The sequence below is a fragment of the Brevundimonas sp. AVps4 genome, from assembly GCF_058681525.1.
Map to the genome: position 1 here is coordinate 1,237,092 of NZ_CM178741.1, position 15,227 is coordinate 1,252,318.

The 15,227-nt window shown below is 69.4% G+C and carries 11 protein-coding genes and 1 pseudogene; 6 read left to right on the plus strand and 6 right to left on the minus strand.

Annotation, left to right across the window (positions count from 1 at the left end; all coding sequences use genetic code 11):
- The first annotated feature begins 15 nt into the window (after window positions 1-15).
- The 5 genes and pseudogenes from ACW178_RS06150 to ACW178_RS06170 all read left to right on the plus strand — a co-directional run bounded on the left by ACW178_RS06150 (window position 16) and on the right by ACW178_RS06170 (window position 8,408).
- Window positions 16-3,803: pseudogene (locus ACW178_RS06150) on the plus strand (baseplate multidomain protein megatron).
- Between the two features lie 179 nt (window positions 3,804-3,982).
- A complete protein-coding gene (locus ACW178_RS06155) occupies window positions 3,983-4,903 on the plus strand; it encodes a DnaJ C-terminal domain-containing protein (protein WP_152949638.1) in 921 nt (306 codons plus the stop codon).
- Window positions 4,904-4,950: 47 nt separating this feature from the next.
- A complete protein-coding gene (locus ACW178_RS06160) occupies window positions 4,951-6,108 on the plus strand; it encodes a phosphoserine transaminase (protein WP_287105779.1) in 1,158 nt (385 codons plus the stop codon).
- 133 nt (window positions 6,109-6,241) lie between these two features.
- Window positions 6,242-7,537 carry an adenylosuccinate synthase gene (locus tag ACW178_RS06165; RefSeq protein ID WP_492024972.1) on the plus strand — a complete coding sequence of 432 codons (1,296 nt, stop codon included), beginning with the start codon at window positions 6,242-6,244 and terminating at the stop codon, window positions 7,535-7,537.
- Window positions 7,538-7,598: 61 nt separating this feature from the next.
- Complete coding sequence (locus ACW178_RS06170; RefSeq protein WP_054764910.1) at window positions 7,599-8,408, plus strand: response regulator; 810 nt, start codon at window positions 7,599-7,601, stop codon at window positions 8,406-8,408.
- Between the two features lie 12 nt (window positions 8,409-8,420).
- Here the strand turns inward: ACW178_RS06170 and rpoH are convergent, their stop codons facing one another.
- From rpoH to ACW178_RS06185, 3 genes are all read right to left on the minus strand, one after another.
- Window positions 8,421-9,308 (minus strand): RNA polymerase sigma factor RpoH, encoded by an 888-nt coding sequence (gene rpoH / locus ACW178_RS06175; RefSeq protein ID WP_082382620.1) that lies wholly within the window; start codon window positions 9,306-9,308, stop codon window positions 8,421-8,423.
- A 236-nt stretch (window positions 9,309-9,544) separates the two neighbouring features.
- The gene (locus tag ACW178_RS06180) at window positions 9,545-9,847 is read right to left on the minus strand and encodes a GNAT family N-acetyltransferase (protein ID WP_287105686.1); all 303 of its coding nucleotides are present in this window, start codon (window positions 9,845-9,847) and stop codon (window positions 9,545-9,547) included.
- A gap of 8 nt (window positions 9,848-9,855) precedes the next feature.
- Window positions 9,856-10,866 carry an RluA family pseudouridine synthase gene (locus ACW178_RS06185; protein WP_492024973.1) on the minus strand — a complete coding sequence of 337 codons (1,011 nt, stop codon included), beginning with the start codon at window positions 10,864-10,866 and terminating at the stop codon, window positions 9,856-9,858.
- 101 nt (window positions 10,867-10,967) lie between these two features.
- Between ACW178_RS06185 and ACW178_RS06190 the strand changes: the two genes are divergently transcribed.
- On the plus strand, window positions 10,968-11,600 hold the full coding sequence (locus ACW178_RS06190; RefSeq protein WP_191558386.1) for a DUF2799 domain-containing protein: 633 nt from the start codon (window positions 10,968-10,970) through the stop codon (window positions 11,598-11,600).
- 17 nt (window positions 11,601-11,617) lie between these two features.
- Here the strand turns inward: ACW178_RS06190 and fba are convergent, their stop codons facing one another.
- The 3 genes from fba to gap form a co-directional block, all read right to left on the minus strand.
- Entirely contained in the window at window positions 11,618-12,703 is a 1,086-nt protein-coding gene (gene fba, locus ACW178_RS06195) for a class II fructose-bisphosphate aldolase (RefSeq protein ID WP_054764913.1), read from the minus strand.
- Between the two features lie 104 nt (window positions 12,704-12,807).
- Window positions 12,808-14,004: a phosphoglycerate kinase gene (locus tag ACW178_RS06200; protein ID WP_191558385.1), complete on the minus strand. Its 1,197-nt coding sequence runs from the start codon at window positions 14,002-14,004 to the stop codon at window positions 12,808-12,810.
- Between the two features lie 176 nt (window positions 14,005-14,180).
- Complete coding sequence (gene gap / locus ACW178_RS06205) at window positions 14,181-15,188, minus strand: type I glyceraldehyde-3-phosphate dehydrogenase (RefSeq protein WP_492024974.1); 1,008 nt, start codon at window positions 15,186-15,188, stop codon at window positions 14,181-14,183.
- Window positions 15,189-15,227: the final 39 nt, after the last annotated feature.

Below are 15,227 nucleotides of genomic sequence, written 5' to 3' on the forward strand. Positions count from 1 at the left end.
TTTTTGGAGGCGTAGATGGCGCAAGTCGTACTGAGCGCGGTGGGGCAGTCGGTCGGCGGGCCGGTCGGTCGGGTGATCGGGGCGACGATCGGGCGGGTGATCGACGATCGGGTGATCGGCTCCCTGTCGCCGGCGCGACAGCTGGGGCCGAGGCTGGACGGGCTGAAGATCCAGGGGACGGCCGAGGGGGCGCCGATGGCCTGCGTCTTCGGCCGGGCGCGGGTGGCGGGACAGGTGATCTGGGCCGCGCGGTTCCTGGAAGGCAAGGTCAAGGGACGGGCGGGCAAGGGCGGGCCCAAGACGGTCGACTACGCCTATTCGCTGAGCTTCGCCGTGGCCCTGTGCGAAGGCGAGATCGACGGGATCGGCCGGGTCTGGGCGGACGGGCGGCTGATGGAGCTGAACGGCGTGGCGATGCGGGTGCATCGCGGCGGGGAGGACCAGAGGCCGGACCCGCTGATCGAGGCGGTGGAGCAGGATGCGCCGGCCTATCGCGGCGTGGCCTATGTGGTGTTCGAGGACCTGCCGTTGGGGCCGTTCGGGGACCGGGTTCCGCAGCTGAGTTTCGAGGTGTTCCGGCGGCCGCGCGGGGCGGGGCCGCGGCTAGAGGACCGGCTGGAGGGGGTGTGTCTGATCCCCGGCGCGGGGGAGTTCGCCCTGGCGACCGAGGCGGTGGTGCGGCGCGAGGGGCTGACGCGGACGACGGCGGAGAACGTCCATAACGGCGAGGGGCGGGCCGACCTGATCGTGTCGCTGGATCAGCTTCAGGCCCAGCTGCCGAATCTGAAACGGGTCAGCCTGGTGGTCGGCTGGTTCGGGGATGATCTGAGGGCCGGTCACTGTCGGGTGCGGCCGGGGGTGGAGCGGCGCGACAAGCCGACCGAGCCGATGATCTGGTCGGTGGCGGGGGTGGCGCGGCATGAGGCCTATGAGGTCAGTCGGGCCCCCTCCGTCGGCTCTGCCGACACCTCCCCCAGCGGGGGAGGATCTGCGCCGGCCTATGGCGGGACGCCGTCGGATGAGAGCGTGCGCCAGGCGATCCGAGCGTTGAAGAGCCGGGGGCTGGAGGTGACGCTGTATCCCTTCGTCTTCATGGACTGTCCCGGCTATCCGTGGCGAGGGCGGGTGGCCGGGACGGACGGGGCGGGGGCGGCCGCCGAGATCGCGGCCCTGTTCGGCGGGCCGGAGGATTGGGGCCTGCGGCGGATGGCGCTGCACTACGCTGGAATCGCGGCCGAGGAAGGGGCGGACGGCCTCTTGATCGGATCGGAGATGCGGGGCGTGACCTGGACGCGCGATGCGGCGGGCGGCTTTCCGGCGGTGGAGCAGTTCCGCACCCTGGCGGCCGAGTGCCGGGCGGTGGTCGGGCCGGGGGTGAAGCTGTCCTACGCCGCCGACTGGAGCGAATATTTCGGACGGCAGGCGGGCGGGGACGTGCGGTTTCACCTCGACCCCCTGTGGGCCGATCCGAACATCGACCATGTGTCGATCGACTGGTACCCGCCCCTGACCGACTGGCGTGACGGGGACGGGGGGCTGGATGCAGCCCGGTTCAACGGGGCGGCGGATCCGGCCTGTCTGGCGGCGGGGGTGGCGGGCGGCGAGGGGTTCGACTGGTACTACGCCAGCGCGGCCGAGCGGGCGGCCCAGGTGCGGACGCCGATCGTCGATGCGGCGCACGGAGAGGACTGGCTGTTCCGGCCCAAGGATCTGAAGGGCTGGTGGTCGAACCTGCACTACGAGCGGCCGGGCGGGGTGCGGTCGCCGACGCCGACGGCCTGGCGGCCGGGGATGAAGCCGGTGCGGCTGAGCGAGTTCGGCTGTGCGGCGGTGGACCGGGGCGGCAATGCGCCCAATCTGTTTCAGGACCCCAAGAGCGGCGAAAGCGCCCTGCCGCCCTTTTCCACCGGGGCGCGCGACGATGCAGTGCAGCGGGCGGCGCTGGAGGCTGTGCTGGGCCATTTCGCGGCGCCTGAGAACAATCCGGTTTCGCCGGTCTATGGCGGGCCGATGCTGGAGGGGGCGGACGCCTGGTGCTGGGACGCCCGGCCCTATCCGGCCTTTCCGGCGCGGGCGGAGGTCTGGGCCGACGCCGGGGCGTGGCGGGCGGGTCACTGGCTGAACGGGCGGCTGGCGGGCGACGGCGCCGATCTGGTCGCCGCCGTCCTGGCGCACGGCGGCCTGGCGGCGGATGAACGGATCATCGAAGGGGTGGAGGGGGCGGCGGCCGGCTATGTGATCGACCGACCGATGCGGACGCGCGACGCCCTGGAGCCGCTGCTGGCCGCCTTCGACGCCGTGGCGGCGGAGCGGGACGGGCGGGTCGCCGTCCTGGGACGGACGGCGAGCGGGACGGTGCTGAGCCGCGACGGCCTGGCCCTGCCCAAGGCAGGCGGGGCCGAGACGGCGACGCGACGGCTGGAGGCCCGACCCGGCGCGGCGCGGGTGCGTTTCATCGATGAGACTGCGGACTATCAGAGGGGGGCGGTGACTGCGCGGGCCGAGGGTGGGCCGGCCGAGGCCGGGCGGGCCGCGACCGGCGGCGGCGTCGATCTGGACCTGCCCCTGGTCTGCGGCGACGGCCTGGCGCGGGCTGTGGCGGAGCGGGCGCTGGAGGCGGAGCAGGCCGAGACGGTCGTCCTGACCCTGGGGCCGCTGGAGGCCCTGGCGGCCGAGCCCGGGGACGTGGTGCGGCTGGAGGGACGCGACGGCGACTGGCGGGTGGCGCGCGTCGCGGCCGAGGAGACGCCGGCGACCACTCTGGAGCCGGTCGGCGCGCGAAGACTCTATGAGGATCAGGGGGGAGGAAGGGGCGGCGAGGGTCCGGCGACGACAGGGGCGCCCTTTCTGGCCCTGCTGGATCTGCCGCCGCTGACAGGGAGCGAGGACGATGCGCGGCCGGTCGTGGCGGCGGCGGTGGAGCCGTGGCGGCCGATGCGGCTGCACGCCGGGCCGTCGGCCGGCGCCTTGACCGCGCGCGCCGATCTGGACGCGCCGACGCCCGTCGGAGTGCTGGTGGAGCCCTTGCGGCCGGGGGCGCCCGGGCGCTGGGATACGGTCAACACCCTGGTGGTGCGGGTCGAGGGGGCGGCGCCGCAGAGCGCGGCGGAGACGGCGGTGCTGGGCGGCGCGAACACCCTGGCGATCCAGACGGCGGGGGGATGGGAGGTGGCGCAATACCGATCCGCAACCTTGATCGCCCCGGACGTCTGGCGGCTGACCGGCCTTTTGCGCGGTCAGCAGGGTACGGAGGCGGAGATGCGGGCGGGTGCCGCAGCCGGGGCGGCGGCGGTGTTCCTGGAGCCGCGCGCGGCGCGGGCGGAGATCGGGCGCGCCGAACGGGGCCTGCCCCTGGTCTGTCGCGCCGGACCGGCGGGGGCGGCGCCGGGCGGGGCGGGGTTCCGCGAGATCGGCTTCACCCTGAGGGAGCTTTACGACCGGCCGTGGTCGCCGGCGGGGCTGACGGTCCGGGCTCGGCCGAGGGACGGCGGATCAGTTGGACGCCGCGCGTGCGGCTGTACGGCGACGGCTGGGACGGCGAGCCGACGCCGGTCGATCCGATGCGTTTTCGTCTCCGGGTGACGCACAGGGGCGCGGTGGTGCGGACGATGGAGGTCGAGACGACGACGGCCCTTTACGCCGCAGCGGACGCGGCGGTGGACTTTCCCGGCGGGCCGCCCCCGACGGCGCGGATCGCCGTGGCCCAATGGGGCGAGGGGTTCGGCTGGGGCGCGGAGGCGGAAATCGGCTTAGAGCCTGATGGTTTCGGACGGAACCGCGCGGCGGTTCCGACAGAAGCGTGAATCAGGCTCTCGCTCTAATCTGGAGCCTGATTCACCGTTTCAGCGGAACCGCGAAGCGGTTCCTCCTCAACGGATCAGGCTCTGGCCTGAGCAAATATCCGGGTCCGGCCCTTTGCGGGGGCGGGGGCATGGCTTAACTGACGGCCTCTCAGGTGTTTTCAGTTGGAGCGGCAACGGACGTGGCAGGCGACCCCTATAAGGAACTGGGCGTTTCAAAGGGCGCGAGCGCGGACGAGATCAAGAAGGCGTTCCGCAAACTGGCCAAGGAACTGCACCCCGACAAGAACCCCGGCGACGCCAAGACCGAGGAACGGTTCAAACGGGTGACGGCGGCCTTCGACCTGTTGGGCGATCCGGAAAAGCGGGCCAAGTATGACGCGGGCCAGTTGGACGCCGACGGCAATGAACAGTATCGCGGCTTCGGCGGGGGCGGACGGCCGGGCGGCAATCCCTTCGGCCAGGGCGGCTTCTCCGGCGGCGGCGGACCGGGCGGTCGGGCCGACTTCGAAGGCATCGACCTGGACGATCTGTTCGGCATGTTCGGGGGCGCGGGCCGCCAGCGGGGTCCGCGCGACTTCACCGCGCGCGGCCAGGACGTGCGCGCCAGCCTGAACATCAGCCTGGAGGACGCCATTTCGGGGGCGACCCGGCGAATCCAGTTCTCTGACGGTCGAACCCTGGACGTGACCATTCCCAAGGGGGCGTCGGACGGCCAGACCATCCGCCTGCGCGGCCAGGGGGCGCCGGGGCGGGGCGCCGAGAACGGCGACGCCCTGATCGAACTGAAGATCGAGCCGCACCCGATCTATAAGCGCGACGGGGCGGACCTGACGATGGACCTGCCGGTCTCGGTGCCCGATGCGGTTCTGGGCGCCAAGGTGCGGGCGCCGACGCCGGAAGGGGAGGTGCAGGTGACGATCGCGCCGGGCTCCAACTCGGGCAAGCTGTTGCGGCTGAAGGGACGGGGCGCCTTCGCCCAGGGGCGGCGCGGCGATCTGTTGGCCCGCATCGTCGTGACCCTGCCCGAGACGCCGGATGCGGCCCTGATCAAGTTCGCCGAAGACTGGCGGGCCAAGCGGCCCTATACGCCGGGGCGTTGAGCGGCGTTTGGGCCGGGTGACGCGCGGTCGCGCAAGGGGAAGAGACCATGATCGCAAAGCCTGATGTCAAACCGGCGCGGCCGTGGTTCTCGGCCGGACCGACGGCGAAACGGCCAGGCTACAGCCTGGGCGGCCTGCCGCAGGATCTGTTGGGCCGGGGCATTCGCGCGCCGGAGGTGGTGGAGCGGTTCGCCCACGGGCTGAGACTGACGCGGGCGGTGCTGGAAGTGCCGGACAGCCATGTGCTGCTCTATACGCCGGGATCGGACACCGGGGCGGTCGAGGCGGCCCTGTGGGGCATGCTGGGGCAGCGGCCGGTGCAGGTGGTCGCCTTCGAGAATTTCGGCCTGACCTGGCTGGCGGACGTGCGCGATCATCTGGGGTTGGAGCCCCAGGCCCTGACGGCGCCCTGGGGCGAGCTGCCGGACCTGAGCCGGGCCGACTGGTCCAAGGATGTGGTCTTCCCTTGGAACGGCACCACCTCGGGCGTGCGCGTGCCGGACGCCGACTGGATCGCCGACGATCGCGAGGGGCTGGCGATCTGCGACGCCACCTCGGCCGCCTTCGCCATGCCCCTGCCGTTCGACAAGCTGGATGTGGTGACCTTCAGCTTCCAGAAGGCGCTGGGCGGCGAGGCGGGGATCGGGGTGATGGTTTTGTCGCCGCGGGCGGTGGCGCGGCTGGATTCCTATCGACCTGAACGACCCGTCCCGAAACTGCTGCGCCTGACCGACGGCAAGGGGTTCGATCGCGCCCTGGCCGACGGGGTGGCGATCAACACCTTCTCCATTTTGACCATCGAGGACTGGATCGACGCCTTGGAATGGGCGCAAGGGATCGGGGGCTTGAGCGAACTGATCCGGCGCACCGACGCCAACTTCGCCGCCCTGGCCGACTGGGTGGAGCGGACCGACTGGATCGCCTTCCTGCCCGAGAGGCCCGAGATCCGCTCGACCACCTCAGTCTGTCTGAAGTTCGTCGATCCGCGCGTGACCGGCCTGGACGAGGCGGGGCAGAAGGGCTTCGTCAAACGCTTCAAGGCCCTGCTGGAAGGCGAGGGCGCCGTGTTCGATATGGAGCCCCACAGGAACGCGCCGCCGGGCCTTCGGCTGTGGTGCGGCTGCACCGTCGAGACGGCCGATGTAGTGGCGGCGACGCCGTGGCTCGAATGGGCGTTCGAGACGGCGGTGGGGGAACTGTCGTAAAATACGACGGATCGGGACGACACCGGACGATTCCCCCGCTATAGGCTGCGCCCGCATTCAGACCGTCGCAATGCTGCGGCGCCTGCTGGTTTTGATGCGTTCTCCGACGAGGACGCGAGGCGGAGTACGGACTTTGGCGAACGTGGCGGTGGTCGGCGCCCAGTGGGGCGACGAGGGCAAGGGCAAGATCGTGGACTGGCTGTCCAACCGCGCCGACATGGTGGTGCGGTTCCAGGGCGGGCACAATGCGGGCCATACGCTGGTCGTGGACGGCAAGGTCTATAAGCTGGCGCTGCTGCCTTCGGGCGTCGTCCAGGGCAAGCCGTCGATCATCGGCAACGGGGTGGTGGTCGATCCCTGGCACCTGGTCGGCGAGATCGAGAAGATCGCGGCCCAGGGCGTTGCGATCAGCCCCGACATCCTGACCATCGCCGACAACGCCTGTCTGATCCTGCCCATCCATCCGGCCTTGGACGTGGCGCGCGAGGCGGCGGCCAGCGCGCCCGGCGCCAAGATCGGCACGACCGGACGCGGCATCGGCCCGGCCTATGAGGACAAGGTCGGACGCCGCGCCATTCGGGTATGCGACCTGGCCAACGCCGACGACCTGAAGGTCAAGATCGACCGGCTGCGTTCGCACCACGATCCCCTTCGCGCGGGTCTGGGCCTGGAGCCGATCGATCCGGAGGCGCTGTTGGCCCAACTGCTGGAGATCGCGCCCAAGATCCTGCCCTATGTGAAGCCGGCCTGGCGGGTGCTGGACCAGGCGCAGAAGGCGGGCAAGCGGGTGTTGTTCGAAGGGGCCCAAGGCGCGTTTCTGGACGTGGATCACGGCACCTATCCCTATGTGACCAGCTCCAACACGGTGGCGGGGCAGGCGGCGGCGGGGTCGGGCATCGGGCCTCGGGGCGTCGGCTATGTGCTGGGCATCGTCAAGGCCTATACGACCCGGGTCGGCGAAGGGCCCTTCGCCTGCGAACTGGACGACGCGGTCGGCCGGCATTTGGCGACGGTCGGCCGCGAGGTCGGGGTCAACACCGGACGGGCGCGGCGTTGCGGCTGGTTCGACGCCGTGCTGGTGCGCCAGTCGGTGGCGATCAACGGCATCGACGGCATCGCCCTGACCAAGCTGGACGTGCTGGACGGGCTGGAGACGCTGAAGATCTGCGTCGGCTATCGCGTCGACGGCGAGGTGCTGGACTATCTGCCGTCCAGCCTGAAGGATCAGGCGGCCGCCGAGCCGGTGTTCGAGGAGCTGGAAGGCTGGAGCGAGAGCACCGGAGGCGTGCGCAGCTTCAAGGACATCAACGCCAACGCCATCAAATATGTGCGTCGGATCGAGGAGCTGATCGGGGCGCCGGTGGCCCTGCTGTCGACCAGCCCCGAGCGGGACGACACCATATTGATGCGCGATCCCTTCCAGGGCTGAGCAATTCAGCGAGTCTTAACGGCGGTCAGATAGGGTCGAGAAGTCAAACGGAGCCGACCCCTTGTTCACTGCGGACGCAAAGACCCTGAGCCGCATCGAGCCCACGGTGCGGCGCGTCGCCATCATCGAACCCAACGCCGCCTCTGCGCGTCTGATGTCGGACCTGATCAAGGGGTTGGGCGCGCGCGAAATCTATGTGGAGAGCGACGAGGAGCGGGCGGTGGAGCTGCTGCGCGACGTCGAGCCCGGCGTGATCTTCACCGAATACGCCGGCCCGACCCTGAGCGGGGAGCGGCTGGCGCGGCGGGTCCGGCGCTCCTCCATGGTCTGTCGCATGGCGCCGATCATCATGGTCACGAACGAGGCGACGGCGGCGGCCATCAAGGGGGCGCGCGACGCGGGCGTTCACGAGTTTCTGAGAAAACCCTATACGACCGGCGATCTGTTCAAACGGGTGGAGAACGTCGCCCTGAAGCCCCGCCCCTGGATCGAGGCGGTCGGCTATGTCGGGCCGGATCGTCGGCGCTTCAACTCGGGCGAATACGCCGGAGCGCCCAAGCGCCGCACCGATGCGTCGGCCAAGGGCGGGCTGGACATAAAGGATCAGGCGATGCGGATCCTCGTTGCGGCCATGGCCCAGTTCGACCAGGACCCGGCCCAGGCCACCCGCGCCATCCGCCAGCAGGCGCAGACGCTGAAGGCGGTGGCGATCAAGAGCGGCGACGCCCGGTTGGCGATCGCGGCGGGCGGGCTGGAGGCCTTCATGGACGGCGGCGGCGTGACCAAGGCCGGTCTGGCCCAGCCGGTCGGGGCCATACTGGCCCTGACCCAGACGCCGGCGTCGAACGCGCCGGTCGCCCGGGCGTCCTGATACCCGAGGAAATCAGGCGTCGACCAGATTGCGCTCTTCGGCGGCGGCCCGCATGGCCTTTTGCAGTTTTTCGAAGGCGCGGACCTCGATCTGACGCACCCGCTCGCGCGAGACGCCGTAATGGCCGGCGAGTTCCTCAAGCGTGACGGGGTCGTCCTTGAGGCGGCGCTCTGTGAGGATGTGTTTTTCCCGATCCGTCAGCTCCTCCATGGCCTCCTGCAGGAGGCTCATGCGGATGCCCTTTTCCTCGTCGTCGGCGAGCTGGGTCTCCTGGGAGACGGCCGTGTCGTCGGCCAGCCAGTCCTGCCACTCGCTTTCGCCGTCGGCGCGCAGCGGCGCGTTCAGCGAGGCGTCGCCGCCGAGACGGCGGTTCATGTCGGTGACTTCCTGTTCCGACACGCCCAGTTTGGTGGCGATGGCCGACAGATGTTCGGGGCGCAGATCGCCTTCCTCGAAGGCCGAGATCTGGCTCTTGGCCTTGCGCAGGTTGAAGAACAGCTTCTTCTGCGCAGCCGTGGTGCCCATCTTCACCAGGGACCAGCTGCGCAGGATGTATTCCTGGATCGAGGCCCTGATCCACCACATGGCGTAGGTGGCCAGGCGGAAGCCCTTGTCCGGATCGAACTTCTTGACGGCCTGCATCAGGCCGACGTTGCCCTCGGAGATCACCTCGCCGATCGGCAGGCCGTAGCCGCGATAGCCCATGGCGATCTTGGCGACCAGGCGCAGGTGGGAGGTGACGAGACGGTGGGCGGCTTCCGGATCCTGATGCTCGGACCAACGCTTGGCGAGCATGAACTCCTCGTCCTTGGTCAGCATCGGAAACTTGCGGATTTCCGTCAGATAACGCGACAGGCCCTGTTCAGGCGACATCACCGCGAGCGTGCTATTGGCAGCCATATGGTCCCTCCGACCGTCTAGAACGAGCGGGCGCTTCGCCGTCGGCCACGGCATGTGCGCCGACGCCTCACCCCTCAACCGGTGAAGTAGCGATGGGTTGCCGCCATTGTTAGGGGCGGATCGTCACACGAAAGCGTGACCGTGACCCCGGCGCCACTCACGCCGACCGGCTCAATATAGAACTTAGTCAGTTGCTATTCAAGACGCGCATCCGGGACGAGGCGCCTAGGGGGCGGTCAGATCCCCAGTATGCCGCGATAGGTCGGATGCACCGCATCAGCGTGTTCGGGGTGTTTCTGAAGATAGGCGGAGAAGAAGGGGCAGACCGGCAGGATCAAGAGGCCCCGCGCCTGGGCGTCGGCCAGGACGTGACGGGCCAGGCGGCTGGCGATCCCCTGGCCTTCCAGCCGTTCGGGCACCAGGGTCTCGGTGATCATCAGATTGGGCGGCGACAGATTGTAGGTGACGACGGCCGTCTCTCCGTCGATCGGCAATTCGTAGCGGTTGAGCGCGGTATTGTCGTGGATATCGGGGTCCATCAGCGGCCTCACAGGGTGGAGAGCAGGATTTCCAGGGCCGCCATGTCGGCGGGCGGGTCGGTTTCGAAACGCAGGGGCGCGCCGGTGATCGGATGGACAAAGCCCAGGACGGCGGCATGCAGAGCCTGGCGCGTCAGTCCGACCTCGGCCAGGGCGGCGCGGACCGGGGCGGCGGGGCTGCCGGAGCCATAGACCGGATCGCCCAGGATGGGCGCGCCCTTGGACGACAGATGAACCCGGATCTGGTGGGTGCGGCCGGTTTGCAGGGTGCAGGCGACACGCGCCGCCAAGGGCGCGCCGCCGGCGCGGGCCGGTTCGCCGAAGGTCCGCTGGACCCGATAGTCGGTGATCGCCTCGCGCCCGCCCGTCTTCAGCACGGCCATCTTCTTGCGGTCGGCGGTCGAGCGGCCGATGCGCGTCTCGATCCGGCCCTGGAGCGGGGTCGGCGCGCCGCGGGTCAGGGCGATATAGGTGCGTTCGATGTCGTGGGTCGCGAACAGGGCCGACAGGCCCTGGTGGGCGCGGTCGCTCTTGGCCGCGACCATGACGCCCGAGGTGTCCTTGTCCAGCCGGTGGACGATGCCCGGTCGGGCGACGCCCCCTATGCCGGACAGGCTGTCGCCGCAACGGGCCAGCAGCGCATTGACCAGGGTGCCGTCGGGCGTGCCCGGCGCCGGATGGGCGGCCATTCCGGCGGGTTTGTCGATGACGATCAGGTCCGCATCCTCATAGAGGACCGCAAGCGGCAGGACCTGGGGCTGGGGAGCGGCGGGGGCGACGGGCGGCAGATCGACCCGATAGAGGCCCGGCTGGGCCTTGGCCGAGCCGCCGGTCAGGACGACCCCGTCACGGCGCACCGCCCCCTCGGCCAGCAGGGCCTGGAGACGCGCGCGCGACAGGTCGGGAAAGGCCTCGGCCAGGGCCTTGTCGAGGCGGACGCCGGACAGGTCGATCCGGGCCTCCAGGGTCTCGGCGGCCGGCGCCGGGTCTTCGTCGTCGATCAGTTCGGGGTCGGACACCCTCTATCCGTAAAGCATCGGAAGATCGGCTGCCAGCGAGGGCGCTTGCGTCGAGCCTGATCTGACGTGAATAGTGGCGCTTGGGGGCGTGGGGAACCGTGATGAAGACCTTGATGATCGCGGGCGGCGTCGCCGCCGCCGTTCTGCTGGGCAGTTGCTCGACCATGAGCCAGGAGGAATGTCTGGCGGGCGCCTGGGGCGAAAAGGGCTATGCCGACGGGGCGGCGGGCTATCCGATGAGCCGGCTGGACGACCATGCCCAGGCCTGCGCCAAATATCAGGTCGCGCCCGATCCGGCGACCTACAGCCGAGCACGCGAAGACGGGCTGCGCGGCTATTGCACCTTCCAGCGCGGCTGGATCGAGGGGCGGGCGGGCAACACCTATTACGGCGTCTGTCGGCCCGAGGAGGAGGCGGCCTTCCTCCCGGCCTATAACGACGGGCGGCGACTGCATGAGGCGGCAGCGGCGGTGGAGGCGGCCGAGAGCGCGCTGAGAAGCGCCGAGGCGCGGATCGACGACCGCGAGGACAAGCTGGACGCCAAACAGCGCGAACTGCGTCAGGACGGCTTGACCGACGAGGAGAAGGAGCGGATCCGCAACCGAATCGAAGAGGTGCGGGGCGAAATCCGCGACGCTCGCCGCAACGCCCGCGACGCCAGGGACGAGCTGGACCGGGCGCGCTGGCAAGAGGACCGGGTGCGGTTCGAACTGAGCGGCCGCTACCCGGTCTGATCAGGGAGGGGCGGTCGTCAGGCCGCCTTGACCGCCGCATTGCGGAAGGACGGGTCAAGCTCGCCCGAGGCGTAGCGTTTGGCCATGTGGGCGGTGGACAAGGGGCGGATGCGCGAGGCCTGGCCCTCGCAGCCGAACTGCTGATAGCGCTCCTTGCAGAGCTTCTTCATCGCCTCCTTGGCGGGCTTCAGATAGGCGCGCGGGTCGAACTCGCCCGGCTTTTCGGCCAGGACCTTGCGGATGGCGCCGGTGATGGCCATCCGGTTGTCGGTGTCGATGTTCACCTTGCGCACCCCGTGGCGGATGCCGCGCTGAATCTCTTCGATCGGCACGCCCCAGGTCTGGGGCATTTCGCCGCCGTACTGGTTGATGATGTCCTGAAGCTCCTGCGGCACGGAGGACGAGCCGTGCATGACCAGGTGGGTGTTGGGCAGGCGGCGGTGGATCTCTTCGATCACGTTCATCGCCAGGATGTCGCCGTCCGGCTTCTTGGTGAACTTATAGGCGCCGTGGCTGGTGCCCATAGCGATGGCCAGGGCATCGACCTTGGTGGCGGCGACGAATTCGACGGCCTGATCCGGGTCGGTCAGGAGCTGGGAATGGTCCAGCTTGCCCTCGAAGCCATGGCCGTCCTCGGCCTCGCCCATGCCGGTCTCCAGCGAGCCCAGCACGCCCAGTTCGCCCTCGACCGAGACGCCGCAGGCGTGGGCCATTTCGGTGACGCGGCGCGTGACCTCGACATTGTATTCATAGGAGGCGGGGGTCTTGGCGTCCTCTTCCAGCGAGCCGTCCATCATCACCGAGGTGAAGCCGTACTGGATGGCGGTGGCGCAGGTCGCCGGGCCGTTGCCGTGGTCCTGGTGCATGCAGACCGGGATGTCGGGATAGAGTTCCGCCAGGGCGTCGATCAGCTTGGCCAGGACGATGTCGTTGGCGTAGTTGCGGGCGCCGCGCGAGGCCTGGATGATCACGGGCGCATTGACCTCATGGGCCGCCTCCATGATCGCGAGGCCCTGCTCCATGTTGTTGATATTATAGGCGGGAAGGCCGTAGCCGTTCTCCGCCGCGTGGTCGAGCAGCTGTCGCAGCGTGATGCGCGCCATGATGAAGTCTCCTGAGCCGAAAGTCTTTTTTGATTGGGCGCGAGACTAGCGGGCGGCGCGCTCAAAGTCACGCCGTGTTACAGTTGTTTCCGCTGCGTCAGGGTTCAGGCGCGCAGGGCCTCGACCCCCGGCAGGGGCTTGCCCTCCATCCATTCCAGGAAGGCGCCGCCGGCGGTGGAGACGAAGGTCATGTCGTCCGACACCCCCGCGTGATTCAGGGCCGAGACCGTGTCTCCGCCGCCGCCGACCGCGATCAGAACCCCGGCCTTGGCCAGGGCCGCCGCATGACGAGCGACCGTCACGGTGGCGGCGTCGAAGGGCGGCACCTCGAACACGCCCAGAGGGCCGTTCCAGATCAGGGTCTTTGAGGCCGTCAGGGCCTCCAGCAGACGCGCGACCGTGGCCGGGCCGGCGTCCAGGATCTTGTCGTCGGCCGACAGGGTGGCGCCGGCGGCGACCGGGCGAGCGGCGGCGCCCGGCTTGACCTCGGTCGCCACCACGAAATCGACCGGCAGCAGCAGTTTGCAGCCCCGCGCCTCGGCCTCGGCCATGATTTCGCGGGCCGTGTCGGCCATGTCGCGCTCGGCCAGGGAGCCGCCGATGTCGATGCCCTGGGCGTACAGGAAGGTGTTGGCCATGCCGCCGCCGATGGCCAGGCGGTCCAGCTTGCCGACCAGGTTTTTCAAGAGGTCCAGCTTGGTCGAGACCTTGGCGCCGCCGACGATGCCGATGACGGGCTTTTGCGGATTGCCGAGCGCCGCGTCCAGGGCGTCCAGTTCGCGGCGCATGGATTCGCCGGCGTAGGCGGGCAGGTGGTGGGCGATCCCTTCGGTCGAGGCGTGGGCGCGGTGCGCCGCCGAGAAGGCGTCGTTGACATAGAGATCGCCCAGATCCGCCAGCTTCCGGGCGAAGACCGGATCATTGGCCTCTTCCGCCGCATGGAAGCGGACGTTCTCCAACAGGACCACGCCGCCGGCGTCCAGGTCGCGGATGGCGTCCACGGCGTCCGGGCCGATGCAGTCGTCGGCGAAGCGGACGGGGGCGCCGAGCAGGGTCTCCAGATCATCTACGACCGGCTTCAGGCTCATCGACGGGACGCGCTGGCCCTTGGGACGGTCGAAGTGAGCCAGAAGCGCGACCTTGGCGCCGGCGTCGCGCAGACGCTGGATCGTCGGCAGGGCGACCCGCAGACGGGTGTCGTCCGTGACCTTGCCGCCCTCCATAGGGACGTTGAAGTCCACGCGGACCAGGGCCGTCTTGCCGGCGAGATCCTTGGCGTCGTCGAGGGTGCGGAAGGTCATGGCTTCGATCTCTTATGATCCTTCTCCCACGGGGAGAAGGTGGCTCGCGGAGCGAGACGGATGAGGGACAGCCGGTGGGCCAATTCGCACACCGTGACCTCACCCTTTCGCGCCAGAACGGCGGCTGCGCCGCCGTGCGCTCAAGCCCTCTCCCGCTGGGAGTGGGAGGCGGGGGTTTAAAGGAACTTCGCCATCACCAGGGCGGTGTCGCTCATGCGGGTCGCGAAGCCCCATTCGTTGTCGTACCAGCTCAGCACGCGGGCCAGCTTGCCGTCGACCACCTGGGTCTGGGGCAGGGCGGCGGTGGAGGAGGCGGCGATGTGGTTCAGGTCGCTGGAGACCAGCGGGTCGGTCGTCGTGAAAAGGACGCCCTTCATCGGGCCGTCGGCGGCGGCCTGAAGCGCGGCGTTGATCTCTTCCACCGTCACCTCGCGACCGGCGACGACCTTCAGGTCGACGACCGAGACGTTCGGGGTCGGGACACGGATCGACGAGCCGTCCAGCTTGCCCTTCAGTTCCGGCAGAACCAGGCTCAGGGCCTTGGCGGCGCCGGTCGAGGTCGGGATCATCGACAGGGCCGCGGCGCGGGCGCGGTACAGGTCCTTGTGCATCGTATCCAGCGTCGGCTGGTCGCCGGTGTAGGAGTGGATGGTGGTCATATAGCCGCGCTCGATGCCGAACAGGTCGTTCAGCACCTTGGCGACGGGGGCCAGGGCGTTGGTGGTGCACGAGCCGTTGGACACCACGATGTCGTCGGCGGTCAGGGTCTCGTGGTTGACCTTGAAGACGATGGTCTTGTCCGCGCCGTCGGCGGGGGCCGAGACCAGGACGCGCTTGGCGCCGGCCTTCAGGTGGGCGCTGGCCTTGTCCTTCGACGTGAAGATGCCGGTGCACTCCAGCGCGATGTCCACCTTCAGCTCGGCGTGGGGCAGGTTGGCGGGGTCGCGCTCGGCCGTGACCTTGATCTTGCCCGTGCCGACGTCGATCCAGTCCTCGCCCGAGGTCACCGTGCCGGGGAAGCGGCCGTGCACCGAATCATAGCGGAACAGGTGGGCGTTGGTCTCGACCGGACCCAGATCATTGATCGCCACCACCTCGATGTCCGTGCGGCCATGCTCGATGATCGAGCGAAGGACGAGACGGCCGATGCGGCCGAAACCATTGATGGCGACGCGAACGGTCATGGGGGGCTCCTCTGAACGATTATGTTGTTGGCGGTCTCA